21 protein-coding genes are annotated in these 25,906 nt (G+C 39.4%); 6 read left to right on the top strand and 15 right to left on the bottom strand.

Features of this window, described 5'->3' with window-relative positions; all coding sequences use genetic code 11:
* Positions 1-19: 19 nt before the first annotated feature.
* Both KO513_RS15845 and KO513_RS15850 read left to right on the top strand, forming a co-directional pair.
* Positions 20-1,132 carry a peptidylprolyl isomerase gene (locus KO513_RS15845; RefSeq protein ID WP_215439867.1) on the top strand — a complete coding sequence of 371 codons (1,113 nt, stop codon included), beginning with the start codon at positions 20-22 and terminating at the stop codon, positions 1,130-1,132.
* Positions 1,133-1,352: 220 nt separating this feature from the next.
* Positions 1,353-1,709, top strand: a complete 357-nt coding sequence (locus KO513_RS15850) for a DUF805 domain-containing protein (RefSeq protein ID WP_215914234.1) — start codon at positions 1,353-1,355, stop codon at positions 1,707-1,709.
* 58 nt (positions 1,710-1,767) lie between these two features.
* On the opposite strand, the gene KO513_RS15855 is transcribed toward KO513_RS15850, so the two are convergent.
* Positions 1,768-3,228: an aminoacyl-histidine dipeptidase gene (locus KO513_RS15855; protein WP_215914235.1), complete on the bottom strand. Its 1,461-nt coding sequence runs from the start codon at positions 3,226-3,228 to the stop codon at positions 1,768-1,770.
* A 143-nt stretch (positions 3,229-3,371) separates the two neighbouring features.
* Between KO513_RS15855 and KO513_RS15860 the strand changes: the two genes are divergently transcribed.
* The 3 genes from KO513_RS15860 to KO513_RS15870 all read left to right on the top strand — a co-directional run bounded on the left by KO513_RS15860 (position 3,372) and on the right by KO513_RS15870 (position 8,915).
* Positions 3,372-4,439, top strand: coding sequence for a DUF3810 domain-containing protein (locus KO513_RS15860; protein WP_215914236.1), 1,068 nt, complete (start codon positions 3,372-3,374; stop codon positions 4,437-4,439).
* Between the two features lie 172 nt (positions 4,440-4,611).
* On the top strand, positions 4,612-7,578 hold the full coding sequence (locus KO513_RS15865; protein WP_215914237.1) for an amidohydrolase family protein: 2,967 nt from the start codon (positions 4,612-4,614) through the stop codon (positions 7,576-7,578).
* Between the two features lie 26 nt (positions 7,579-7,604).
* The gene (locus tag KO513_RS15870; RefSeq protein WP_371735849.1) at positions 7,605-8,915 is read left to right on the top strand and encodes an amidohydrolase; all 1,311 of its coding nucleotides are present in this window, start codon (positions 7,605-7,607) and stop codon (positions 8,913-8,915) included.
* A gap of 16 nt (positions 8,916-8,931) precedes the next feature.
* On the opposite strand, the gene KO513_RS15875 is transcribed toward KO513_RS15870, so the two are convergent.
* The 8 genes from KO513_RS15875 to udk all read right to left on the bottom strand — a co-directional run bounded on the left by KO513_RS15875 (position 8,932) and on the right by udk (position 16,382).
* Positions 8,932-10,122 (bottom strand): molybdopterin molybdotransferase MoeA, encoded by a 1,191-nt coding sequence (locus tag KO513_RS15875; RefSeq protein WP_215914238.1) that lies wholly within the window; start codon positions 10,120-10,122, stop codon positions 8,932-8,934.
* 28 nt (positions 10,123-10,150) lie between these two features.
* Positions 10,151-11,851 carry a signal peptidase I gene (lepB, locus tag KO513_RS15880; protein ID WP_215914239.1) on the bottom strand — a complete coding sequence of 567 codons (1,701 nt, stop codon included), beginning with the start codon at positions 11,849-11,851 and terminating at the stop codon, positions 10,151-10,153.
* A gap of 109 nt (positions 11,852-11,960) precedes the next feature.
* Positions 11,961-12,662: a 4-hydroxy-tetrahydrodipicolinate reductase gene (dapB, locus tag KO513_RS15885; RefSeq protein WP_215914240.1), complete on the bottom strand. Its 702-nt coding sequence runs from the start codon at positions 12,660-12,662 to the stop codon at positions 11,961-11,963.
* A gap of 55 nt (positions 12,663-12,717) precedes the next feature.
* Positions 12,718-13,356 carry a DUF5683 domain-containing protein gene (locus KO513_RS15890; RefSeq protein WP_215439882.1) on the bottom strand — a complete coding sequence of 213 codons (639 nt, stop codon included), beginning with the start codon at positions 13,354-13,356 and terminating at the stop codon, positions 12,718-12,720.
* Positions 13,349-14,251, bottom strand: coding sequence for a ParB/RepB/Spo0J family partition protein (locus KO513_RS15895; protein ID WP_215914241.1), 903 nt, complete (start codon positions 14,249-14,251; stop codon positions 13,349-13,351). The genes KO513_RS15890 and KO513_RS15895 overlap by 8 nt, the downstream gene beginning before the upstream one ends.
* Positions 14,251-15,024 (bottom strand): ParA family protein, encoded by a 774-nt coding sequence (locus tag KO513_RS15900; protein ID WP_215439886.1) that lies wholly within the window; start codon positions 15,022-15,024, stop codon positions 14,251-14,253. The genes KO513_RS15895 and KO513_RS15900 overlap by 1 nt, the downstream gene beginning before the upstream one ends.
* 415 nt (positions 15,025-15,439) lie before the next feature.
* Entirely contained in the window at positions 15,440-15,769 is a 330-nt protein-coding gene (locus KO513_RS15905; RefSeq protein WP_215439888.1) for an FtsB family cell division protein, read from the bottom strand.
* A 4-nt stretch (positions 15,770-15,773) separates the two neighbouring features.
* Positions 15,774-16,382, bottom strand: a complete 609-nt coding sequence (gene udk / locus KO513_RS15910; protein WP_215914242.1) for a uridine kinase — start codon at positions 16,380-16,382, stop codon at positions 15,774-15,776.
* A 109-nt stretch (positions 16,383-16,491) separates the two neighbouring features.
* Between udk and KO513_RS15915 the strand changes: the two genes are divergently transcribed.
* Positions 16,492-17,700 (top strand): multidrug effflux MFS transporter, encoded by a 1,209-nt coding sequence (locus tag KO513_RS15915; RefSeq protein ID WP_215914243.1) that lies wholly within the window; start codon positions 16,492-16,494, stop codon positions 17,698-17,700.
* Positions 17,701-17,793: 93 nt separating this feature from the next.
* Here KO513_RS15915 and acs read toward each other — a convergent pair whose 3' ends face one another.
* From acs to KO513_RS15945, 6 genes are all read right to left on the bottom strand, one after another.
* Positions 17,794-19,701 (bottom strand): acetate--CoA ligase, encoded by a 1,908-nt coding sequence (gene acs, locus KO513_RS15920; protein WP_215914244.1) that lies wholly within the window; start codon positions 19,699-19,701, stop codon positions 17,794-17,796.
* A 113-nt stretch (positions 19,702-19,814) separates the two neighbouring features.
* Positions 19,815-21,527: a sodium:solute symporter family protein gene (locus KO513_RS15925; protein WP_215914245.1), complete on the bottom strand. Its 1,713-nt coding sequence runs from the start codon at positions 21,525-21,527 to the stop codon at positions 19,815-19,817.
* Between the two features lie 21 nt (positions 21,528-21,548).
* Complete coding sequence (locus KO513_RS15930; RefSeq protein WP_215439897.1) at positions 21,549-21,809, bottom strand: DUF4212 domain-containing protein; 261 nt, start codon at positions 21,807-21,809, stop codon at positions 21,549-21,551.
* Between the two features lie 62 nt (positions 21,810-21,871).
* Entirely contained in the window at positions 21,872-22,948 is a 1,077-nt protein-coding gene (locus tag KO513_RS15935; protein ID WP_215914246.1) for an anhydro-N-acetylmuramic acid kinase, read from the bottom strand.
* A gap of 5 nt (positions 22,949-22,953) precedes the next feature.
* Positions 22,954-24,525, bottom strand: a complete 1,572-nt coding sequence (locus tag KO513_RS15940) for a glycoside hydrolase family 3 protein (protein ID WP_215914247.1) — start codon at positions 24,523-24,525, stop codon at positions 22,954-22,956.
* Positions 24,518-25,792 (bottom strand): MFS transporter, encoded by a 1,275-nt coding sequence (locus KO513_RS15945; RefSeq protein ID WP_215914248.1) that lies wholly within the window; start codon positions 25,790-25,792, stop codon positions 24,518-24,520. The genes KO513_RS15940 and KO513_RS15945 overlap by 8 nt, the downstream gene beginning before the upstream one ends.
* Positions 25,793-25,906 lie beyond the last annotated feature (114 nt).

Raw genomic sequence — 25,906 nt, forward strand, 5'->3', positions numbered from 1 at the left:
TAAACAAAGGATTAAAAACATGAAAAAAATCTATTACTTGATAACCCTAGTGGTTTTGCTATCTAGTTGTAAAAGTCAGTATGCCGAGTTGGGAGATGGCGTTTTTGCGGATATTCATACCAGTAAAGGCGATATTATTGTGAAACTGGAATATGAAAAAACACCGGTTACCGTAGCAAATTTTATTACATTGGCAGAGGGTAAAAGCCCTTTTGTTACCGATAGTTTAAAAGGTAAAAAATATTATGACAGCCTTATCTTTCACAGGGTCATTAAGGATTTCATGATTCAAGGAGGAGACCCAACAGGTACTGGGCGAGGTAATCCAGGATATAAGTTTAAGGATGAGTTTAACGATTCTTTAGTGCATGACAGAAAGGGGATTCTTTCTATGGCCAATTCGGGAGCGGCAACCAATGGGAGCCAATTTTTCATCACACATAAAGAAACTCCGTTTTTAAACGGAAGACACACGGTTTTTGGTCATGTAGTTGAAGGTTTGGATGTGGTAGATTCTATTGCCAACACAGAAACATCTCAAGACCCAATGACAAAAGACAGGCCAATTGAGGACGTAGTGATGAATAGCGTTGAGATTGTACGTAATGGCAAAATGGCCAAAAAATTTGATGCCGTTCAGGTCATGACCGATTATTTTGCTGAAGAAGAAGCGAAGATTGCTGCATTTGAAAAAATGAAGAGCGACTTTAAAGCTGCTCTTGAAGAACAAAAGGCAAAGGCCGAAGAATTGCCTAGTGGTCTTAAGATATTGACCTTGAAAGAAGGGGAAGGGCCAAAACCTACTGTAGGTGGTCAAGTACTTGTATATTACGCCGGATTCTTGGAAGATGGAACCTTGTTCGATAGTAATTACGAAGACGTAGCAACTAAATACAATAAGTTTGACGCTCGTAGGAAGCAAGGAGGTGGCTATGAGCCAATACCAATGGAGTACAGTCCTGATGCTAGTTTAATAGCAGGTTTTAAAGAAGGACTTTTAAATATGAAAATAGGGGATAAGGCACGTATTTTTATTCCTTCGCATTTGGGCTACGGACCACAAGGTACGGGGCCAATACCACCTAGTGCAGATTTGGTATTTGATCTTGAAATTACTGGAGAGGCGGAATAAGAGTCTTTCAACAATGTACAAAACCCGCTTTATGCGGGTTTTTTTGTGCGTTTTTTATTTTGGACAAGATGCTGAAAAACCAATGAAAAGATGGGCTAAGCTGTACAGTTAATCTATTTTTTTTCGTTTTAGGTGCAGTTCATCTAAAAAATCATAATACAAGGTAAGGATGCCCGTTTGTACCATTCATAAATAGTAATAACCCCTAAATCTTAAACCTATGAATTGGTATTTAAAAGTATTACAAAACTACGCTGGCTTTGAAGGTCGTGCAAGAAGAAAAGAGTATTGGATCTTTTTTTTATTCAATATTTTAATTGCTTACGGGTTACAAATTTTAGCAATTGTAATTGATGTTCCGGCACTTTTGTTCTTATCGGTTATATATTCACTAGGTGTTTTAATACCAGGTATAGCTGTAGGTGTAAGAAGAATGCACGATGTTGGAAAGAGCGGTTGGTTTCTACTCGTACCTATTTACAGTTTGATCTTGGCCTGTACGGATAGTGAAGCTGGAGATAACCAATATGGTCCAAATCCTAAAGCGGAAGAAGAGGCCACTTTACAGAAAGTTTAGTAGTAATAGAACAATATAGAAAAGGGTTTGCCATTTGGCAAACCCTTTTTGTTTGAAACTATTTTTTTGGAATGTCTTCTAAAATGTTCAATAGAAATTTCCAGAATTTCTGGGTAGAAGATATGCTCACACGCTCATCTGGAGAGTGCGCTCCCAAGATGGTAGGCCCAAAACTTATCATATCCATTTCAGGATAATTCTGGCCTAGAATACCACATTCCAATCCGGCATGGCACGCGGCGACTTTTGGTTGTTCGCTAAAAAGCGATTTATATTTTTCCTCTGCTACCTTTAGAATTTTAGAATTGGCATTGGGTGTCCATCCTGGGTAAGTACCACTAAATTCAACATCAAAACGAGCAAGTTCAAAAGTGGATTTTAATGCATGTGCCAAATCCATCTTGGCCGAATCTACGGAAGAACGTGTTAAACACCCTATTTTAGCTTTTCCTTCTTTAACTAGAACCCGGGCCACATTGTTTGAGGTTTCTACCAAACCGGGTATAGTAGCGCTCATTGCGTAAACGCCGTTGTGAGCGGCATAAAGCCCTTGTAATAAACGTTCTTGTGCTCCCAGACCCATAACCGTTTTTGGCAATTTTATGGATTTAAAAGATACTTTTAGATTGGGTTCTAAGGTGTTCAGTTCTTTCTGTATAACCTGTTCAAATTCTTTGACGGTCTTCTCAAATTCTTCACTTTGTGATTTAAGGATAACAATTTTGGCCACACTTTCTCTAGGAATGGCATTTCTAAGGCTGCCTCCATCAATTTCTGCAATACGCAGCATGAAAGAGTTGGATGCGCTGTAAAGGAGACGGTTCATTATTTTATTGGCATTCCCCAGTCCCTTGTGTATTTCAATGCCACTATGGCCTCCGTTTAATCCGTTTACGGTAATCTCATAACCTACGGTGGCACGTGGCACAGATTTTTCATTATATTTTCTGGTTGCGGTAATATCTATTCCACCGGCACATCCAATATCTAGCTCATCATCTTCTTCGGTATCTAGGTTTAGAAGTATTTCACCTTGCAAAACACCACCTTCAAGACCCATAGCGCCGGTCATTCCCGTTTCTTCATCAATTGTAAAAAGAGCTTCCAATGGAGGGTGGGCAATATTTGAACTCTGTAACAAAGCCATAATTGCTGCAACGCCCATGCCATTGTCCGCACCAAGGGTAGTTCCGCGGGCTTTTACCCAGTCTTCCTGAATAAACATCTCAATACCTTGTTCGTCAAAATCAAAGACGGTGTCATTATTTTTCTGGTGCACCATATCCAAGTGCGATTGTAGGGTAACGGTAACCCTATCTTCCATTCCCTTGCTAGCTGGCTTTCTTATAATAACATTGCCAACCGCGTCCTTAAAGGTTTCCAGATTAAGGGATTTGCCAAAATCTAACATGAATTGTATAACACGTTCCTCTTTTTTTGATGGGCGGGGTACGGCATTTAAGTCCGCAAACTTGTTCCAAACCTCCTTAGGTTCTAATTCTCTTATAGCTTCGTTCATGTGATGTTATATTTTTGCAAAAATACGGAGTCAAAAATTGGTATGGACGATATTTGGTTAATTTTGGCTTTATGTATGTCATACGGAAGCTGTTCATTTTTTTAAGCGTTTCAGTATGATGGTTTTGCATTAAACATAAGCTTTTGAAAAATAAATTAAGAAACGGGATTGCCTTGAGTTTGCTTCCTCAAATTCTTTTGGTGGCTTGGTTAGGGGGCAAATCGGAGATTGTAGAGACGTACTACAGTAACGGTATTTATCCCGTAATCAGTCAGTTTTTTAGAATTCTGTTTGGGTGGGTTCCTTTTTCGGTGGGTGAAATTCTGTATGTGTTACTTATAATTTTGGGCATCCGGTATCTTTATGCAAACCGATTGAAGATTAGAAAGTTTCCATTTCAGTTTTTAAGAAACGTGGTAGTAGTGCTTTCTGTTTTTTATTTCACTTTCAATTTGGTTTGGGGGTTAAACTATTACCGAAAACCCATTGCCGAGAATTTTGCCATTCGCGATAGTATACAAACGCATGAGGTTATTGATTTGGCCGAAGGGTTGATAGTAAAGACAAATCAACTTCAATTTAATTTGACATCGGATAGTACAAAAAGAGTACAGGTGCCATATACCCGCAATGAGATTTTTGATAAAACGGTGAATGGGTACGAGCAGTTACAGGAAGAACTTCCATTTTTGGAATATGACCACCGTAGCCTTAAAAAATCTATGTTCAGTACCTTGGCAAGTTATATGGGAATTGGTGGGTACTTAAACCCTTTTACCAATGAGGCTCAAGTAAATGCACTAACCCCTGAATTTCGTTTTCCCGTAGTAAGCGGTCATGAAGTTGGACATCAAGTGGGGTACTCCAAAGAAAATGAAACCAATTTTATTGGTTACTTGGTAACGGTGAAGAATGATGATCCTTACTTTCAGTATTCGGCATCGGCTTATGCCCTTAGTCATTGTTTAAGTGCTATACGCCGCACGGACAAGGAGAAGTTTGATGAACTGTATGCTAAAGTGAATGTTGGGGTACAAGAAAATTATAGGGAGCTGTACGAGCACAATTTGGAATATCTAAATCCTTTTGAACCCATTTTTAAGTCGGTCTTCAATACCTTTTTAAAGGCGAATCAACAGAAAGACGGTATAAAGAGCTATAGTAAAATAGTACAATTAATGGTGGGCTATCATGAGAAATACCCCATCTAGCAAAATAGTGAACAATACAATTTCTACATTTTTACTTTTGGTTTAACGTGCATTTCTGAATATTGATTAAGAAAAAATGTGATTTTATAAGGATTGACCTTGTAATTGTTATATTATTTTTTGATTCAGATCTCATTCCTTACTTTTAGAGATAGACATTTGAATCTAAAAAATGATAAAAAAATTATTAGTTACCACAGCTATGGTCTGTTACGGATTCGTAGCCTTGGCACAAGATTACTTTCCTGCCAATGAAGGTGTAAAGACCAAAAACACAAATTATACCGCTTTTACCAATGCCAAAATCTATATTACTCCAACTCAAGTAGTGGAGTCCGGTACACTATTGGTCCAAAATGGAAAGGTAGTGGAAGTTGGGAAAAGTGTAACGCTTCCTAAAAATACGGTCGTTATAGATATTTCCGGGAAGTCTGTGTACCCTTCTTTTATAGATTTGTTTTCAAGTTTTGGTGTGAAAAAACCGGAGAAGTTAAAGGAACAAGGAAGGTCGGCAGAATATGAGCCATCTCGATCTGGTTTTTACTGGAACGATCATATCATGCCAGAGAATGATGCCATCGCTAAATTTGAATATGATGATACTGTTGCGGAGACCTTGCGCAAGGTAGGTTTTGGTGTGGTTAATTCGCATATTCAAGATGGTATTGCCCGTGGTACCGGTGTTTTGGTAGCTCTAAACGGTAAAGGGAATAATGCAGACCGTATTATAGATGATCGATCGGCACAGTATTTTTCTTTTACAAAAAGCATAGCCAAAAGCCAATCATACCCAAGTTCATTGATGGGGTCAATGGCTTTGCTAAGGCAGATGTACAATGATGAGAATTGGTACGCACAAGGAAAGGTGGATACCAAGGACAGGTCTTTGGAGGCCTTGGCACGCAACAAAAATCTTGTTCAGATTTTTGATGCAGGTGATAAGGGTAATATTATCAGGGCAGATGGTATAGGAGATGCTTTTGGTATACAATACGTTATTTTTGGGGGAGGAAATGAGTACGAACGCGTGTCCGATATTAAAGCGTCTAATGCAAAATTGATTTTACCCTTGAATTTTCCGGATGCCTATGATGTGTCTGACCCATATGCAGCTGCTTATGTAACTTTGGAAGACATGAGGAACTGGAACCAGGCTCCTTCTAATCCAAAGGTATTGGCAGAGAATGGAGTGTCTTTTTCCTTTACGTTACACGGACTAAAATCCCCGGTTGATTTTAAGGAGAAAGTATTGAAAGCGATTGATCATGGTTTGGATAAAACCACGGCTTTGAAGGCGTTAACCACTATTCCAGCTCAGATTTTAGGAAAATCAGAACAAATAGGATCGTTAACCAAGGGAAGCTATGCCAACTTTTTAATCACTTCCGGAGATGTTTTTGACAAGAACACTGTTTTATATGAAAATTGGGTTCAAGGTACCAAGAATGTAATTTCAGATATGTCTTTGGTTGATGTTAGAGGCGAATATGACCTGTCTGTTGGTAACCAAAAATTTAAAGCTTCAATAAAAGGTACGGTAGAAAAACCAAAACTCGTAGTTAAGAAAGATACCGTCACTTTAAAATCTAAATTGACTTACGCAGATAATTGGTTGGAACTATCGTTTTCAGATAAAGAGAAAACCGGAAGTTATAGAATGATTGTTTTTGTAAAAGCTGATAACAAGTCTATAATTGGTAAAGCGGTACTCCCATCTGGGGACGAAACTACTTTTTCCGCTTTAAAGACGGTTCCTTTTTCAGAGAGGGTAAAAGAAGATAAAAAGCAACCTTCTAAAACCGTGGCGGTAACATACCCCAATGTAGGATATGGGTATGAGGCAATCCCTAAACAAGAAAACGTTCTTTTTAAGAATGCTACTGTCTGGACGAGTGAAGCGGCAGGTATTTTAAAGAATACCGATGTACTGGTAAAGAATGGAAAAATTGCAAAAGTGGGGCAAAACCTTTCTGCAGGAGGAGTAAAAACCATAGATGCCACGGGTAAACATTTAACGGCCGGAATAATTGATGAACATAGTCATATAGCTGCTTTGGCGGTAAATGAATCAGGACAGAACTCTTCTGCCGAAGTAAAAATGGAAGACGTTGTAGACAATGAGGATAAAGGAATCTATCTAGCCTTGGCAGGTGGGGTAACCTCTTTGCAACTCTTACATGGTTCGGCAAATCCTATTGGGGGGCGTTCGGCTATACTAAAGTTAAAATGGGGAGAGAGTGCAGAAAATATGATTTATGATAACTCTCCAAAGTTCATAAAGTTTGCATTAGGTGAAAATGTAAAGCAAAGTAATTGGGGCAGTTTCAACCGATTTCCTCAAACCCGTATGGGAGTTGAGCAGGTTTTTGAGAATTATTTTCAAAGAGCAAAAGAATATGGGGTAAAGAAAAAAAGCGGAGAAGCTTTTCGGTATGACGAAGAAATGGAAACTTTATTGGAAATAATAAACAGGGAACGCTTTATTAGTTGTCATAGTTATGTTCAGAGCGAAATTAATATGATGATGAAGGTGGCCGAAAAATTTGGTTTTAGGGTAAATACGTTCACACATATTCTTGAGGGCTATAAAGTGGCCGATAAAATGAAAGCGCATGGTGCCGGGGGCGGTACCTTTAGTGATTGGTGGGCCTATAAGTTTGAAGTTAACGATGCCATCCCTTATAATGCCGCAATTATGCACAATCAAGGCGTAACAGTAGCTATAAATAGTGATGATGCAGAAATGATTAGAAGATTGAATCAAGAAGCGGCAAAAACCATGAAATATGGTGGTATGACGGAGCAAGAAGCATGGAATATGGTTACCATCAATCCCGCAAAGCTATTACACTTAAATGACCGAACCGGAAGTATCAAAGAAGGTAAAGATGCTGATTTGGTTTTATGGAGCGATAATCCCTTATCTATTTATGCGAAAGCAGAAAAAACAATGATTGATGGAGCTATCTATTTTGATTTGGAAAAAGATATGCAGTTAAGAGCAAAGGTTGTCAAAGAAAGAAATGAACTTATCAATTTGATGTTACTTGAAAAAGAGAAAGGTAAAAAGACGCAAGAACCCCAACAAAGTAAGAAGCAAATAATGCATTGCGACACCCTTTCGGAATACTTACATTAAAATAATAAGGACTTTTTATAAAAAATATGATGTCAAATAAAAAATATAAGTTTCAAGTCTGTTTATGGATAGCGTTTTTAATGATGACCGTACAGACCAACGGCCAACAGACACCGGCACCTAAACAAGTAACCGCATACTCAATAGAGGGTGCTACGGCGCATTTGGGCAATGGCGAGGTGATGGAGAATTCCCTGATTATGTTCGAGGACGGTAAACTCACTTTTGTGGGAAGTGCCATGACTAAAATCGCAAGAAAGGGCATGAAGATAAAAGGGCAGGGCAAGCATGTGTATCCTGGTTTTATAGCACCTAGTACGTCTTTGGGCTTAATAGAGGTAGATGCTGTCCGGGCTTCAAAAGATCAAGATGAGATTGGAGAGATGATTCCGCATGTTAGAAGTTTAATAGCGTATAATGCAGAATCTAAAGTGGTTGAGAGCATGCGCCCTAATGGCGTGCTTCTAGGACAGATTGCGCCAATAGGAGGGCGTATTTCAGGTACTTCATCGGTGGTTCAGTTTGATGCTTGGAACTGGGAAGATGCGGTTGTCAAAGAAGATGATGCAATTCACTTACACTGGCCGACTACTTTTCGCAAAGGAAAATGGTGGGAAGGTGAAGGCCGTGGTTATCAAGCCAATAAAAAATATGGAGATGAGGTTAAGGAAACTATGGATTTTCTTAAAAATGCAGCGGTTTACGATTCTGGGTCAGCAATAAAAAATCCTGTTTTAAGTGCTATGTCCGGTTTGTATACGGGTAAACAGAAGTTGTTTGTTTATGCCAATGGCGAAAAGGAAATTATTGATGCTATAACCAATGTGAAAGAGGCAGGAATCAAAGAGGTGGTTCTTGTAGGTGGCACCCATGCTCATAAGGTAGCTTCCTTTTTAAAAACAAATGAAGTTCCGGTATTGGTAGGTGCTACGCACAATTTACCTATTTTTGATGAGGATGATTATGATTTACCGTACAAGCTGCCAAAACTTTTGGTAGACGCAGGTTTATTGGTAGGTCTTCAAAACAGTACGGCATCTAATTTTCAAATCAGGAATCTTCCATTTTATGCGGGCCAAACGGTATCCCAAGGGATGGAAAAAGAAAAAGCATTGGAATTGATTACCGGGAACACGGCTAAAATTCTTGGTATAGATGATATGTACGGTTTTTTGGAAGCGGGTAAAAGTGCTACGCTTATTGTTTCTGAAGGCGATGCTTTGGATATGAGTGGAAACCGGCTAACGCATGCTTTTATAGATGGCAGGGAGATTTCATTAGAAACTCACCAAACGGAACTTTGGAAGCGTTATGAAGGTAAATATCAAGGTAAATAGTGAAATAAGGTTGAAGCTAAGTAGTTTCTATGTAATCGAAAACCGTTTCCTGGGTCATTTCATCAGTGCCCGGGGGAACGCGAATAAACCCATCTGCAAGAGCCAAACTAACCAAATCGCCAGAACCGTTTCCTTTAACTGTTTTGGCCATGAGCTTGCCTTTTTTGTATTGTGTGGTAACTTGTACAAATAGTGTTAGAGAAGGGTGAGGTTGGATAGCTTCCTCTAAAATAATCTGCTTTTTTTCTACTTTCAAACCAAGGCATTTTTTTAACCAAGGTAAAAAGTACACATGATAATTGGCAAAAGTGGAAACGGGGTTTCCGGGAAATGAGAATATAACTTTCTGCTTTTCCTTTTGGACTCCAAACCAGAAAGGCTTACCTGGGCGTTGGGCAACCCGGTGAAAAACCTTTGTTATACCAAGTTTATCCATGGCATCGGGAATAAAATCAAACTTCCCTTTTGATACTCCGCCGCTCAGCATTAAAACATCAAAATTATTTATGGCCTTTTCAAGCTCTTTTTCTATTATAGCTTGGTTGTCTGCCAAGTGTAAAAGGGTAGGGGTGATTTTTACCCTTTCAAGTGCGGCGAATAAGGATAGTGAATTGGATTTCCTTATCTGATGGGGCAATGGTTTGTCTTCTACCTCTACAAGTTCGTTTCCCGTAGAGACCACGCAAATTTTAGGAAGCTTTTTTACTGTAACTTTATTTTTTCCTACGGAAGCTAGTACACCAATTACAGCAGCGGTAATCTCTGTTCCTTTCTTTAATAAAATGGCACCTTCTTTTTCATCTGTGCCTTGGCGATGTATGTTTTGACCCTTGTTCGGGGTTTTTGAAATAGAAATGTAATCATCTTCGGTTTCTGTTTCTTCGTACATGATAATAGTATCGGCTTGTTCGGGAAGAACGGCACCTGTCATTATTTCAAAACAATTGGTGTCTTTGGACAGCGTTTGTTGAGGCATTCCGGCACTTAGCACGCCTTCAATTTTAAAACGGGTAATTCCTTTCTCTATAGCCGAAAAAGCAATGGCGATTCCATCCTTTGTAGAACGGTTGAACGGAGGAAAATCCCTATCGGCTCTAATATCCTCACTAAGAACCCTTCCTGTACTTTCTAATAGAGACACTGTTTCATCACCTAGATTAAACGTGTGCTGTAATACTTGGTCGTAAGCATTTTCGAAAGAAATCATGTGTAATAATTTTGGCTATAGATTTAAATTAACCTTTAGCTTTCTTTTTGTTCCACAACCAACTTCCTACAAAGTATGCTACCAGTGCAATTAGGAAATACTTAAAGTAAGAAACGGGCTCTCCTTCACCATTTACTGTAGTAAAAATACGGTCCCATCTTGGTTTCCAACTGAAGATACCATCATTAAAATTATCAACACTTAACCATATGAATATAGGTGTGCCCACAATATGGTTTTCCGGAACGTAGCCCCAAGCTCTACTGTCTTCGGAGTGATCTCGGTTATCACCCATCATCCAATAGTAATCTTGTTTAAATGTATACGAATCCGCTACTTGATCGTTAATTTTTATTTGATTGCCCGAAACGCTGATGGTGTTTCCTTCATATTCTCTAATAATCTTTTTATAAAGTGGAAGTACTTTTAGGTTTAAGGGTACCGTAGCTCCTTTTTGAGGAATGTATATAGGTCCCATTTGATCGTAATTCCATGGGTAATCTGGACTTTGAGGGAAGATGTTTCCGCCTGGCACTCCTTTTTTCTCTACAATCCGTATAATAGAGTCTAGGGAGGCTTCATTCTTGAGTTGTGCCACCATTTCATCCGTTAGCGGAACAATGCGCTCAAGACCAGTTTCTTCGGCCAATGAAATAGCATTTTTTCGGGCCACGGAAACAGGAATGCCGCCTTCGTTGGTGTAGACCTCTAATTTACCATCATTACGTTGTCTATAGCCTTTAACGTATTTCTGAATACCGTTAAGCTGCTGTTGGTTTAATGAGTTGATAATGTATTTTCTGCTCCAGCCTGTTGCACCTACTTTTTCCAATAATGTAGAAGAAACTCCTTTACTGGAGTATAGTGCATAATCATATTGAGGTTTGGCACGGTCCGATAGTTGTAACTGTTTTCCGTTAATGTACACATAGCCATCTATGACCGCCAATGAATCTCCGGGAATACCTACACAACGCTTAACGTAATTGGATTTTTTGTCAATAGGTTTAATAACCCCTTTTTCTTTTTTAAAGAATTGGCGAACCGTATCTGCGGGCCAACTGAATACGACAATATCGTTTCGGTCTACTTTTGTAAAGCCGGGAATTCTGAAATAGGGCAACTGAGGTTTGTTCAAATACGACTTTACACCAAGTATGGGTAAGGTATCATGTACCATGGGAGCTGCAACCGTGGTCATTGGGGTTCTGGCACCGTAGTGAAATTTGCTTACGAACAACAAATCGCCAACACGTAATGTACGCTCTAAAGAAGGTGTTGGAATTACGTAAGGTTGAATAAAATAGGTGTGAACCAAAGTGGCCGCAATAATTGCAAAAGCAATTGAACTAACCCATTCGCCGGTTGCTGTTTTAGGTTGAAGACTTCGGTCTTTAATGTATTTAACATCTAAAGCATAATTTACATAGTAGATGTAAAACCCTAGAGTAAGCAATACCAGCCAGGTGTCTGCAGTGCTATTTCGTCCAAAGCTACGTATGGTTTCGATCCATACAATAGGGAACATGAGAAGGTTGATGATTGGGATGAACAAGAGTATGGTCCACCATTTAGGGCGATTGATGATTTGCATCAATACAATAGCGTTGTACACCGGGATAGCCGCTTCCCAAGCTTTTCTACCTGCTTTTACATATAATTTCCAGGTTCCTGCAAAATGGATAATCTGAATGACCAGAATAAAAAGTAACCACTGTGTTGCGTCCATTTGTATTTTTATTTTTAAGTGCCGCTCTAAAAATCTATAACCTATAAATTATTGAATTTCAAGGCGTCTATTGCAAGTAAGCTTAATTCTTGTTTAAATATTGTATGTATTAACCAAGGTTTAACACATCTTTCATAGAGAAAATACCGGTTTTCCCCACAATCCATTCAGCTGCAATAACAGCGCCAAGGGCAAAACCTTCCCTGTTATGTGCAGTATGCTTAATTTCTATGGAATCTACTTTACTACTGTAATCTATACTATGTGTACCTGGTGTTGTTCCAATTCTTTTTGACACGATTGGTATTTCACCTGCCGGAGCGTTTTCAAGTTTCCACGCACTGTAGTTGGTGTTCTTAATGATGCCTTCTGCAAGGGTAATGGCAGTACCGCTGGGTTCGTCCAACTTCTGGGTATGGTGAATTTCTTCCATGGACACATTGTACTGGTCTAAATTCTTCATCATTTTGGCAAGGTATTCATTGAGCTCAAAGAACACGTTTACCCCTAGACTAAAGTTAGAAGCGTATATAAAAGCACCTTTGTTTTTTTTACATATTGATACGGCATCATCATACTTGTCCAACCATCCTGTAGTGCCCGATATTACCGGAACGCCGTTTTCAAAACACTTGGTAAGATTACCGTAAGCGGCACTGGGCATACTAAAATCAATGGCAACATCCATTTCCGAAAAATCAATATCTACTGTATCAACATCCACTTTTGCTACAATGGTGTGATTTCTTTCTAGGGCGATTTTTTCAATCATCTTGCCCATTTTACCGTATCCGAATAGTGCTATTTTCAATTTGTATAATTGTTTCGGTAACTATTTGTAATTGGTTAGATAATAGTTACTTGTGTTAAAATTTTATTATCAGTGCCATCCCGTAGTTGGGGTTGTTGGTCACAGGATCTAAATCTAAAAAAGGTTCCATGTCAAAGCTCAAGTCATCATCTATGTTGAACTGCTTTAAATGCGCATCAACATTGGCATCTACAATGTTTAAGGCATACAGTGCTATGGAAACAAGCAATAACAAATCACGATCTCGCTGAAAATTTTCTTGTTCGTTCTGTAAATCGTCAAGCCCTAAGAGCGGTCCGCTACCCGTATTGTTCGGGTCGTAAAATTCATCATCTGTAAAGCCGGCTTTTCGTCTTTTAAAAGCGGTTCGCACACGCTGGTAATTATTGTTGTTCCAAGTATAACCATAAACGGCAGCTCCAATAGCTCCATATACAATAGGAACTTTCCAGTAACGTTTGTTGTAAACTTGACCTAGCCCAGGGATTACTGCGGATAAAAAAGCCGCTTTACTCGGGGCAAGCGGATTGATTTTTACCCTTTCCTTTTTAAGTGTGTCCACCACAATGATACCCTCTTCTGCCAAATCTGTTTGAAGCGAGTCTACCTCTTTATTTTTTGCCGTTTCCTCTTGAGCGGTAACGGTTAACGTAAAAAGTGAAATAAAAACAAGGGCTAGCAGGGATTTACTCACCTAGAATCAATTTTTTAATTCGTTTAAACTCCTCTTGAGAATGAAAGGGAATTGTTATTTTACCGTTTCCTTTTTCGGTTGCGGAAATATCTACTTTTACCGAAAGATGATCCGTAAACGGTTTAATGTTTCCTTGAACAAATTCAGGGGTTTTTGAAACTTTTTTAGCCGGTTTTTCGGGAGAGTCACCTTCATGATACGCTTTTACGGCACGTTCGGTATCACGAACAGAAAGGTTCTGACTTATAATTTTTTCGTATAAATCTATCTGATCGCCCTTCTTTTCTATGTTTACCAAGGCACGACCGTGGCCCATGCTTAAAAACCCGTCCCTAATACCGGTTTGTATAATAGGATCTAACCTTAAAAGACGTAAATAGTTAGTTATGGTAGAGCGTTTCTTTCCTACGCGATCACTTAATTTTTCTTGGGTCAGCTGAATTTCATCCAACAACCTTTGGTACGAAAGTGCAATTTCAATAGGGTCTAAATCTTGGCGTTGAATATTTTCAACCAAAGCCATCTCCAATGATTCTTGGTCATCGGCAATACGTATATAGGCCGGAATAGTGGTAAGCCCTGCTAATTTTGACGCACGGCACCTTCTTTCCCCAGAAACCAACTGATATTTGTTGAAATCTAATTTACGAACCGTAATAGGTTGTATAACACCTAATTGACCTATAGAAATAGCAAGTTCGTTCAAGGCCTCGTCATTGAAATTAGAACGTGGTTGAAACGGGTTCATTTCAATAGACTCAATATCTAGCTCTACAATATTGCCAACTACTTTATCCGCATTCTTATCCGCTGCGGATTGAATATCGTTTTCAGGATCTTTTAATAGAGCGGAGAGTCCGCGGCCCAGTGCTTGTTTTTTTGTTGCTTTCGCCATTAAGCTATCTCTTTGTTTTTCTTGACTACTTCATGGGCCAAGTTTAGGTAATTTGTAGCTCCCTTACTGCTTGCGTCATATTTTATAATGCTTTCTCCGTAGCTAGGAGCTTCGCTTAACCGTACGTTACGCTGAATTATAGTATCAAAAACCATATCTGCAAAATGTTTACGTACTTCCTCTACCACTTGGTTAGACAGTCGTAAACGTGAATCGTACATGGTCAACAACATGCCTTCAATATCCAAATTGGCATTGTGAATCTTTTGAACACTTTTTATAGTATTCAAAAGCTTGCCAAGTCCCTCCAGTGCAAAATACTCGCATTGTATAGGAATTATAACGGAGTCTGCCGCAGTAAGAGCGTTCAATGTAAGTAGGCCTAGGGAAGGAGCGCAATCGATCAAGATATAATCGTAGCTGTCCCTAAGCTCGGATATTGCTCTTTTCATCATGTATTCCCGTTGATCCTTGTCTACCAATTCAATTTCAATGGCAACCAAGTCAATATGTGCGGGAATTAAATCTAAATTAGGGGAATCTGTAGTTATAATAGCCTCTTTGGCCGTTTTGGTATGCTCAAGTAGTTGGTAAGTGCCATATTCAACACTCTCTACATCAATGCCCAATCCCGATGTGGCATTTGCCTGGGGGTCTGCATCTATTAGCAATACCTTCTTTTCCAAAACACCTAAGGAAGCTGCTAAATTAACTGTTGTTGTGGTTTTACCCACTCCTCCTTTTTGATTCGCAATAGCAATAATCTTGCCCATTATCAGTCTGAGTTAGGGGGTAAAAATACGATTATTTACAATGCTATTGAAACCATTTTGTTAACACAAAGTGAATAAGTGTGGCCTTTTGCGTTAAAGTTCGTTAACTGAAAGTGTCTTTTTTTAAAATTTAGGGTTTTTAAAGCACTTTTTTTACTGCTAATTTTACGCCAGAGTAAATATGATATTCCTAATAAGTGATTTAAGTGAAACCAGTTATCTAAAATCATAAAACATGTAAGTATTTGAAATTAAATTAATTACAATGTTTTGTGTGAATTTTTAATTCATGAAGCGAGAAAAACATTTTTTGAGCTTTGTAGGATGGTCAAGCACAAATAGAATCTAATTCTAAAAACCGAATTTGTTATTAACAATGGAAATTACGGAAGTGCAATACGGATGTAAAACCTTCTTATTTTTCTTTAATTTTTAAACTGTCTTCGTATTCAATAAGATAAATTTCTTCATTCTTTTTTTTGAGGAAATATTGCTCTCTTGCAAACTTTTCTAGTTCCTCTGGGTCGGATAATTTTTCTAGGATTTTTTTATCGTTGGCAATTTCATCCTTTAAAAACTCTTGTTGTTTTTCAAGTTTTTCAATTTCCTTTTTTAGCTCCAAATGAATGAGTAGGGAGTTGGTGTCAAAAAACAACATCCATATCACAAAAACGGTCAGCACCAATACATACATATTGGTGAGTATACCAAACCATTTTTTCTTTCGTAAATCTTTGAATCCCATTTTTCTAAGTTAGTTTCTCATTGATTATTGTTCGTACAATATCAACTGCAACTGTGTTATATTTATTGTTGGGTATAATAATATCTGCATATTCTTTGCTAGGCTCTATAAATTGAAGATGCATGGGTTTAATATTAGATTGATATTTGTCTAGCGTTTCATCTAAATTCCATCCCCGTTCGTTTACATCTCGTTTTAACCTCCTGATCAGTCTTTCATCAGAATCGGCATGGACAAATATTTTAATATCCATCATTTTACGGAGTAGGGAGTTGGTTAAAATAAGAATACCCTCTACAATCAATACTTTGGTAGGGTGCACGGGAACGGTCTTGTCCGTACGGTTACATTCAAGAAATGAGTATACGGGCTGTTTTATGGAATGCCCTGACTTTAATAATTTTAAGTGTTCTTCCAGCAGTCTGAAATCAATAGATTGGGGGTGGTCAAAATTGGTTTTTCTTCGCTCTTCCAAGGACAATTCTGAAAGGTCGTTATAATAAGAATCTTGGGAGATTACCCCAACTTCGCCCTCCGGTAACGAGTCTATAATTTGGTTTACTACTGTTGTTTTTCCACAACCGGTACCTCCGGCTATTCCTATTATCAGCATGCTCTTAAATTTTTTGTCAAAAATACATATTTGTGAACCAATTATAGGTTTATACTTAAAAGGAACTTTTGTTAATGTCCTTTCCTAGTCGAATACGTACTTTTGCACCATGCAGAATGATAATGTGAAACCCAATTTTGAATTTATAGCCTTAATGGCTTCCTTAATGTCTATCGTGGCGTTGGCAATTGATGCTTTATTGCCCGCGTTATCGCACATAGGCATAACTATAAATAGCTTGGATCCATTGGAAAATCAGTTGTTGATTACCATGATTTTTTTGGGTCTTGGAGTAGGGCAATTGTTTTTTGGACCTTTATCCGATAGCTATGGCAGAAAACCTGTAGTGTATATTGGTTTTACCGTTTTTGCGGTGGCAAGTGTAATTTGTGTTTTAGCGCCCACATTGGAAATCATGATTGTGGGGCGCATACTACAAGGTATTGGACTATCTGCACCTAGAACTATTGCTATTTCTATTATAAGGGATACTTATAGGGGAGATTATATGGCAAAAATAATGTCTTTCGTTACCGCTTTTTTCATTTTGGTCCCTGTTGTGGCGCCAGCTATTGGTAAGTGGATTATGGATGCTTTTGGTTGGGAGTATATATTTTATATTCAACTGTTCTTTGGCCTAGTAGTGGCTATTTGGTTTTGGAAACGACAGCCCGAAACATTAAAACCTCAATTTAAAATACCCTTTTCCATGTCCGTTTTTGTTAGCGGAACAAAAGAGTTTGTAAAGCATAAGGAAACCGTTGCGTTTACATTTGCTTCCGGGTTTGTAACAGGAGCGTTCTTGGTGTATTTGAGTTCATCGCAACATGTGTTTGAAGATCAATATGGAATGGTAGAGAACTTTCCGTACATTTTTGCAGGTCTTGCCTGTTCTGTAGGGCTTTCCACATTTCTGAACGGTACATTGGTAATTCGTTTTGGCATGCGTCGTTTGGCACTTGCGGCTATGAGTGCATTTTGTATCATTGCTCTAACCTATGTGGTGGTGTTTTGGGGAAAACCTAATCCAAGCGTGCCTGTTTTGGTAGCCTTCTTGTTCGTTCAGTTTTTATGTTTGGGATTTTTATGGGGGAATTTTAGGTCCATAGCTATGGAGCCCATAGGTCATATTGCGGGTATTGGGGCGGCTATAAACGGTTTTATTTCAACACTCCTTTCCGTGCCCATAGCAAATTATATAGGAGGGTTTGTACAAGATACCGTGTGGCCTATGTTTGCGGGTCTTGCGGTATGCGGACTCCTTTCTTTGGGGACTATTCTTTTGGTTACGAAAAGGAGAATTGTTGCCACGGCATAAGTTGTATGACCTTGTAAACGAAAAATAAAAAACCGGCAAAAGGTGAATTCTCTAATTCACTTCTACCGGTTTTCTACAATGTCCGCACTCTAATTAAAGGGCGTTCTCTATTATTTCTTCAACTATTTCTGGGTTCAATAATGTACTGGTATCACCTAAATTAGAGGTGTCTTTTGAGGCGATTTTACGCAAGATACGACGCATAATTTTCCCGCTACGTGTTTTGGGAAGTCCAGAAACAAACTGAATCTTATCCAGTTTGGCAATAGGTCCTATATGTTCCGTAATCTGCTGGTTAATTTCCTTTCGCAGGTTGTCACGGTCTCTTGTTTCACCAAATTCCTTTAGAATAACATAGCCATATAGCGCATTGCCCTTTACGTCGTGAGGGAAACCAACAATTGCACTTTCTGCAACTGCAGGATGTTCGTTTATGGAATCTTCGATGGGCGCCGTACCAAGGTTGTGGCCCGAAACAATTATTACATCGTCTACACGCCCCGTAATCCTATAATAGCCTACAGCATCCCTAAGTGCGCCATCACCTGTAAAATACATATCCTTATACGCTGAAAAATAGGTATCCCTATAGCGTTCGTGATTGCCCCAAATGGTCCTTGCAATAGAAGGCCATGGAAATTTAACGCATAACCGCCCTGAAACCTGATTGCCTTTAAGCTCTTTTCCTTCTTCATCCATTAATGCGGGTTGGATGCCGATAAAAGGTAAAGTTGCATAGGTAGGGGTAGTAGGGGTAACGTATGGAATTGGGGTTATCATAATACCACCTGTTTCGGTCTGCCACCAAGTGTCAACAATGGGGCTATTGGTTTTCCCCACGTTGTTATTGTACCAATGCCAGGCTTCCTCATTAATAGGTTCCCCTACGGAACCCAATACTTTTAAAGAGGAAAGGTCATGTTTTTCAATAAATTCTAAATTCTCTTTGGCCAAAGCCCTAATTGCTGTAGGAGCCGTGTAGAATTGATTCACTTTGTGTTTTTCAACAACTTCCCAAAATCTACCATAATCCGGGTATGAAGGAACACCTTCGAACATAACGGTAGTAGCGCCGTTGGCCAGTGGGCCGTACACAATATAGGAATGTCCGGTGATCCAACCAATATCGGCAGTACACCAGTACACATCTTCTTCTTTATACTGAAAAACATTTTTAAACGTATACGCGGTATACACCATATAGCCTCCTGTGGTATGGACCATTCCTTTAGGTCTTCCCGTAGAGCCGGAGGTGTATAGAATGAATAAAGGGTCTTCGGCATCCATTATTTCGGCTACGCAGTCCGCATAAGCCTCGTCCAGTAATGGTTGTAGCCATTTATCACGACCTTCTTCCATATGTATATCGCTATTGATGCGTTTGACCACTAATACATCTTTAACACCCGGGCATTCTTCAAGGGCCTTGTCTACAATACCTTTAAGATCAATTGATTTTGAACCTCGGTACGAACCATCTGAAGTAAGGACTATTTTACAGTCGCTATCATTAATACGCGTAGCGAGTGCATTGGAGGAAAAACCTGCAAAAACAACAGAGTGGATAGCTCCAATTCGGGCGCATGCCAGAAGGGAAACGGCTAATTCCGGAATCATGGGAAGATAGATACAAACTCTATCTCCTTTTTTTATACCATGGTCCTTTAGAACGTTGGCCATGCGGCAAACTCTTTCGTGTAAATCCCTAAAGGTAATATGTTGGGCCTCTTCGTTAGGATCGTTAGGTTCGAATATAATAGCTGTTTTCTCTCCACGGGTGGGCAAATGTCTATCTAGGCAATTTTCAGTAATGTTAAGCTTTGCCCCTTCAAACCACTTTATTTCGGGTTTTGAAAAATCCCAACTTAAAACGTTATCCCATTTCTTTCGCCACACAAAATGCTCTTCCGCTATTTCCTCCCAAAAACCTTCGGGGTTTCTAACGGATTTTCTATAGACCTGATAATATTCTTCTAGATGTTTAATGTGGTAATTACTCATTTTGCCTTGATTGTTTTAATTGATATTATTTTGATGCGAATACCCTAGAGAATGGCGGTTCTTGATTTAATATGGGTGAAAAATGCATCGGGATCTTAAAATTACATAAAATATTAATGATTTATGGCCTCTCCGGCACCACTGGGAATACGAATGTTTTCTACGATTTGTTGTACATTTTCTGGAGGTTCCGGTGTGAATTTCATAATGATTATTGAAACGATAAAATTCACTACCATAGCTACACTGCCAAAACCTTCCGGTGAAATTCCAAACCACCAATCCTTTTCTAAGGCGGGAACAGCTTCTTTTCCACCGTCAAATATTCCAAATTTGAATTTCAACATATAAAAAAGCATTAGCGAGATGCCAATGACCATACCAGCAATGGCTCCTTCTTTGTTCATCTTTTTATAAAAAATGCCCAGTATAATAGCAGGAAAGAAAGATGCGGCGGCCAGACCAAAAGCGAGCGCCACTACTGCCGCAACAAACCCTGGGGGATTTATCCCAAAATAACCGGCTATTACAACGGCTACGGTTGCAGCACCTCTCGCTGCCCAAAGCTCTCCTTTTTCGGAAATATTTGGAACGAATATTTTTTTTATTAAATCATGGGACACGGAGGCGGAAATAACTAAAAGCAGGCCTGCTGCCGTAGATAGGGCCGCTGCCAGCCCGCCGGCGGCTACTAAGGCTATTACCCAAGCGGGGAGGTCTGCAATCTCAGGGTTGGCAAGCACCATTATGTCCGGATCTACTATAAGTTCGTTTTGTGCACCGTTCGCTACATATTGAATTTTTCCATCTCCGTTTTTGTCACTGAAATTCAGTAGCCCCGTGGTTTCCCAGTTTTTAAACCATTCGGGCATCTTTGCGTATTCTTGATTGCTAACCGTATTAATCATGTTCGTACGTGCAAATACGGCTACAGCGGGTGCTGCGGTATAAAGAATGGCAATTAATAGTAATGCCAACCCAGCCGACTTTCTTGCATCTTTTACCCGTTTTACAGTAAAGAAACGTACAATAACATGAGGTAGACCGGCAGTACCCACCATGAGTGCAAGGGTAATCATGAATATATCTATAGTTGATTTTTTACCTTCCGTATAAGCGGCAAAGCCTAGTTCTGTGGAGAGTCCGTTTAACTTATCCAATAAGTACATTCCGGGACCATCGTTCAGTTTTGAGCCCATACCCAATTGGGGAATGGGGTTTCCGGTCATTTGAATGGATATAAAAATTGCGGGTACCATAAACGCAAAAATCAACACGCAGAATTGGGCCACCTGAGTATAGGTAATCCCTTTCATTCCGCCTAATACAGCATAAAAAAGAACGATGACCATACCAATGATGACACCCGTATTTATATCTACCTCTAAAAAACGGGAGAAAACCACGCCAACACCCCGCATTTGACCAGCTACATAGGTAAACGATACGATTAAGGCGCAAATAACGGCGACAATCCTGGCAGTTTTTGAATAATACCGGTCCCCTATAAAATCAGGAACGGTAAATTTTCCAAATTTACGTAGATAGGGTGCCAGAAGTAAGGCCAAGAGCACATAGCCACCTGTCCATCCCATTAAATACACAGAGCCGTCATAACCCGCAAATGAAATTATTCCCGCCATGGAAATAAACGATGCGGCAGACATCCAGTCCGCTGCTGTGGCCATACCGTTGGCCAAGGGGGAAACACCACCGCCTGCTACATAAAAATCCTTGGTTGACCCGGCACGAGACCAAATGGCAATGCCAATATAAAGGGCAAATGTAATTCCTACTAAAAGGTACGTCCAGGTTTGAACACTCATAACGGGTTGGTTTTGGTTGGGTTATTCGTTAAATCCGTACTTTTTATCCAGTTTGTTCATTAGCCTGACATAAACAAAGATTAGAATAACAAAAACATAAATGGATCCTTGTTGTGCAAACCAAAAACCCAATTCAAACCCGCCAATTTTTATGGTGTTCAAGGCGTCCTTGAACAAGATACCAGCTCCATAAGACACACCGAACCAAATAGCCAGTAAGATAAAAAGGTATTTTAAGTTCTCTTTCCAGTATGCGGTGGCGTGCTCTTGTTTTTTAGACATTTTTGGAGTTTTGGTTATGATGTTGAAAATAGCGAATTTTCTTCTACTAAGGGTATGAGGACTTAACTTGGTAAGAACAGCACCCCTGAAGACGAGTCTCTTTGTGCGCCAGTTACGGAACTAAGAACGTTTGTCTTTTTTTCAATTCTAAGAACCCCCATTAAAGCAAATACCAAGGCTTCTTTGAATTCTATGAGTTGTTTTGAAGGAACAACTACTTTGGTGGAATTACCTAGTTTTTCTTGTAGGGTCTCTATTAAAAAATCGTTTAATGCACCGCCACCGGTAACAAATAGCGTGTTAGCCGTTTTTTTCTTGTTGGCCTTTACCTGAATGGCCACTTGCTCGCATACATGGTGGATTCCGGTGCAGAGTAGATTCTCCATAAGGTCTTCGGTACTTTCAACAATTGGAACAACTTTTTCTACAAACCATTCATACCCTATGGATTTAGGAAATGGAAGTTTGTAAAATTCTAGAGCGTTAAGCTGTTCTAGCATCTCTATATTGATTTTGCCGTTTTTTGCCAGATTTCCTCCCGCATCGTAATCCAAATCGTTTTTACGGGTAATATGGTTCAAAATCATATTGGCCAAACCTATGTCATAGGCTATACGCTTACCGTTGTGTTCAAACGAAATATTACTAATACCACCTAAATTTAGGCAGAAGTCATATTTATTGAAAAATAAACGGTCGCCAATAGGAACAAGTGGAGCGCCTTGGCCGCCTAGAGCTACGTCATTTGTTCTGAAATCACATATAACTTTTTGTTTGCTGGCATTGGCCAAATGCTGACCGCTACCTACCTGATATGTGAATCCGTTTTCTGGCCGGTGGTGTGTGGTGTGTCCGTGGCTGGCAATGTAATCTACTTCCAGTCCATTATCATTAATGAACAGGTCGCATTGCTCGCCTAGCCAAGTGCCATAGCTGTTATTGAGTTTTAGAAGTTCTTCTGCAGGTAGTTCTATGGAATTTTTTAACTGCGTTTGCATCTCCTTTGAATATGAAACGCTTTTGGTTTTTTTTATACCAAATTGCCAAGTATGTCCTTCTTGCCAAATGGTGCAATATGCAAGGTCTAGTCCGTCTAACGAGGTGCCGGACATTAAGCCAAGAATTTTATATGTAGTCATAGTTTTCAAATGGTTATTGGAAGTTTGCCATGAGCTTCTAAATTACCTAAAAAATGATTTGCTGCAACGTTTTGAAACGACTTTAAGTGTTGATAAACAATAATTACGGCTTTTGCGTTTTCTACGTTTATATGGTTGAGTATGTAGGGGTTTCCAAAGACATATAGAATTACGTTTTTGGTTTTGATAACTCGGTTTATCGAGGCTAGTTCTTCGGCGGTAAAGCCAAAGTTATTGGTAGGTTTTATATGAGGTGGAAAAAGTGCCAAAAGTATATTTTCATCGCTTACATCAAGTTCGGTTTCATTCGTTGAAATGCTAAACTTTTTATTTTTTAAAATCGACTTAAAAAAATGATTATCAGTGTTCAATGCTATTTCTAATCCGGAGAATTTGTTCTTTGCGAATTCCGTTAAATCAACTTGATTTCCCTTATATAGTGTGATGCTTTGTTCCGCTATTTTTTGGTTCAGTGCGTCAGGATTTGTCAAATGCGAATCAGGATTTCCTGATGAAAATGCTTTTTCCTTAAGTTTCCAAATACGGCCGAAACTTTCCTCTATTTGAGTTTCCGATGAATTTTTTAAAATAGCGGCCTTACCTTCATAAATGTGCTCTGCAAAGCAAAGTACATCGTTTCCGGCATCAAAGGCCAACCACTCCAGTTCACCTTTTGTAGGGTAGTTTTTGGATACGGCATGCATATTTAAAGCATCTGAAATTACAACTCCGTCGTATCCCATTTCCGTTCTTAAAACTCCCTGAATCATATCTTTGGAAAGACTTGAAGGGGTACTTGCACCATTGGCCAAAGCAGGAACCGATAAATGTCCGGCCATAACTGAATCAACTCCTTTTAAAACTAATTCCCGAAAGGGGTACAATTCATTATCCGTAAGCCCTTGTTTTGTTTTGCTGATTACGGGAAGGCCAAGATGCGAGTCCGTTGCCGTATCTCCATGACCGGGAAAATGCTTGATGCTGGTTAGTACACCTTCGGAGCGCGTACCGTTTATATATGCCAAGGCTTTCTGGGTGACTCGAATTTTATCCTCCCCAAAAGAACGATAGCCAATAACCGGATTGTTCGGGTTGTTGTTAATATCGATGCATGGAGATAAATTCCAGTGTATTCCGGCAGCCTTGCAATCTTTTGCAATGTTTTTCCCAACTTCATAAATCAACGTTTCGGACGTATTTGGAATTGCTCCAAGGGTAATAGCGTATGGGTACTGCGGTGTGTTTTCAATACGCATGGCCAATCCCCATTCGGCATCAATAGCAATTAATAAAGGGTATTTAGCTGCTTTTTGGTAACGGGCAATAAGATTTCGTAAAGTTTCAAAACTCTTTTCGTTGGAAACTATTTTCTTCTTTCCTTCAAAATTGGTAGCTGCGCTTGCCCTACTGTGGAAAAAGCACAAGGACCCAATATGTTGTTCTTCTATAAGTTTTTCTAACCGTTGGATTTCCTCTTCGGTATCGTTTATAAAAGCCGCAGGCATAAATAATTGCCCTACTTTTTCGGCTAAACTTAGTGTTTTGGTAATTTGGGTGTACGGTAAAATCTTAAGCATCTAATTTGGTAGATTTTTTCCCGAAATCTGCCGGGTATTTAATAAAGTTCACTAGAAATAGGGCGGGAAGAGCGGCAATGACCACCCAGATGAAGAATCCGCCATATCCTAACCACTGTTGCATAAAACCGCTTATCATGCCAGGAAGCATCATACCTAGGGCCATAAAGCCCGTGGCAATAGCATAGTGAGAGGTTTTTGACTTGCCTTCGGAAATGTAGATGAGGTACATTAAGAATGCGGCAAAACCAAACCCATACCCGAATTTTTCCAACACAACCGTAGCCGTTACGGCATATATACTGGTGGTTTTGGTCATGGCCAAAACGGCATAAAGCACGTTGGGCAGGTTTAGTGAAATGACCATAGGGAGCATCCATTTCTTGAGTCCATCTTTTGAAATTAAAATACCACCTAAAATACCTCCAATAGAAAGAAAAATTACTCCTGCTGTACCAAATATAGTTCCCAATTGTTCCGTTGAATAGCCTAAACCTCCTTTATCCGGGCTATCCAATAAGAAAGGTGCGGCCATTTTAACCAATTGCGACTCTCCAAGGCGGTAGGTAAGAATAAAAGCTAAGGCAATACCTATTCCAGGTTTCTTAAAGAAAGAAGCGAACACCTCAAAAAAGCCTTTAGGTTTATTTTTAATTGCCGTTTGCGCAGATTCATATTTTGGGGCCGCAAAAAAGTTGGATACCGTAAGTATTAACATAAGGAACGCCGCAGCGGTCATGGTAACACTCCAAGCTTTGGTGTTGTCTCCGTATTTATTTTCCAAGAATCCGGCCATGACTACAATAAGTCCTTCTCCCGTAACCATGGCAAGTCTGTAGAATGTACTGCGCATACCTACAAAAAAGGATTGTTTTTTCTCGGTAAGACCTAGCATATAATATCCATCCGAAGCAATATCATTGGTAGCGGAAGCAAACGCGGCCATCCAAAAACAGGCTAGGGTAGTGGTCAGGAAAAGGCTGGTAGGAATTGTAAGGGCCACTCCAAAAAGTGCTAGGGCTATTACTAGTTGCATAGCCAAGAACCATTTTCGTTTGGTGCTTTTAAGGTCAACAAACGGGCTCCAAAGCGGTTTTAAGACCCAAGGTAAGTAGAGAAGGCTAGTGTAAAGACCTATATCTTCATTACTTACGCCCAATTGTTTGTACATTATGACGGATACGCTTACGACCAAAACGTATGGCAATCCTTGGGTAAAATATAGAATGGGTACCCAGACCCATGCTCCTTTATCTTTTTCTATCATGAAATAAAATGTGTAGCTTAAAACTTTACAGTGGTTTAAAGCTACTGTTTTTTAGGGGTATTTTGGAAAGCCTATGTGTGGAACTGCCATGTTTTTTCATAAAAACCATTCCCA

The organism is Zobellia sp. B3R18 (genome assembly GCF_018860715.1).
Lineage (GTDB): Bacteria > Bacteroidota > Bacteroidia > Flavobacteriales > Flavobacteriaceae > Zobellia > Zobellia russellii.

Excerpts from the sequence above, each read along its gene's own strand:
- KO513_RS15905 (WP_215439888.1), bottom strand. The coding sequence starts at position 15,769 with ATGGGATTCAAAGATTTACGAAAGAAAAAATGGTTTGGTATACTCACC.
- KO513_RS15925 (WP_215914245.1), bottom strand. The coding sequence starts at position 21,527 with ATGAGTGTTCAAACCTGGACGTACCTTTTAGTAGGAATTACATTTGCC.
- KO513_RS15895 (WP_215914241.1), bottom strand. The coding sequence starts at position 14,251 with ATGGCGAAAGCAACAAAAAAACAAGCACTGGGCCGCGGACTCTCCGCT.
- KO513_RS15850 (WP_215914234.1), top strand. The coding sequence starts at position 1,353 with ATGAATTGGTATTTAAAAGTATTACAAAACTACGCTGGCTTTGAAGGT.
- lepB (WP_215914239.1), bottom strand. The coding sequence starts at position 11,851 with ATGGACGCAACACAGTGGTTACTTTTTATTCTGGTCATTCAGATTATC.
- KO513_RS15945 (WP_215914248.1), bottom strand. The coding sequence starts at position 25,792 with ATGATAGAAAAAGATAAAGGAGCATGGGTCTGGGTACCCATTCTATAT.
- KO513_RS15915 (WP_215914243.1), top strand. The coding sequence starts at position 16,492 with ATGCAGAATGATAATGTGAAACCCAATTTTGAATTTATAGCCTTAATG.
- KO513_RS15940 (WP_215914247.1), bottom strand. The coding sequence starts at position 24,525 with ATGCTTAAGATTTTACCGTACACCCAAATTACCAAAACACTAAGTTTA.
- KO513_RS15855 (WP_215914235.1), bottom strand. The coding sequence starts at position 3,228 with ATGAACGAAGCTATAAGAGAATTAGAACCTAAGGAGGTTTGGAACAAG.
- KO513_RS15935 (WP_215914246.1), bottom strand. The coding sequence starts at position 22,948 with ATGACTACATATAAAATTCTTGGCTTAATGTCCGGCACCTCGTTAGAC.
- acs (WP_215914244.1), bottom strand. The coding sequence starts at position 19,701 with ATGAGTAATTACCACATTAAACATCTAGAAGAATATTATCAGGTCTAT.
- KO513_RS15900 (WP_215439886.1), bottom strand. The coding sequence starts at position 15,024 with ATGGGCAAGATTATTGCTATTGCGAATCAAAAAGGAGGAGTGGGTAAA.
- KO513_RS15930 (WP_215439897.1), bottom strand. The coding sequence starts at position 21,809 with ATGTCTAAAAAACAAGAGCACGCCACCGCATACTGGAAAGAGAACTTA.
- KO513_RS15865 (WP_215914237.1), top strand. The coding sequence starts at position 4,612 with ATGATAAAAAAATTATTAGTTACCACAGCTATGGTCTGTTACGGATTC.
- KO513_RS15845 (WP_215439867.1), top strand. The coding sequence starts at position 20 with ATGAAAAAAATCTATTACTTGATAACCCTAGTGGTTTTGCTATCTAGT.
- KO513_RS15870 (WP_371735849.1), top strand. The coding sequence starts at position 7,605 with ATGATGTCAAATAAAAAATATAAGTTTCAAGTCTGTTTATGGATAGCG.
- udk (WP_215914242.1), bottom strand. The coding sequence starts at position 16,382 with ATGCTGATAATAGGAATAGCCGGAGGTACCGGTTGTGGAAAAACAACA.
- KO513_RS15875 (WP_215914238.1), bottom strand. The coding sequence starts at position 10,122 with ATGATTTCTTTCGAAAATGCTTACGACCAAGTATTACAGCACACGTTT.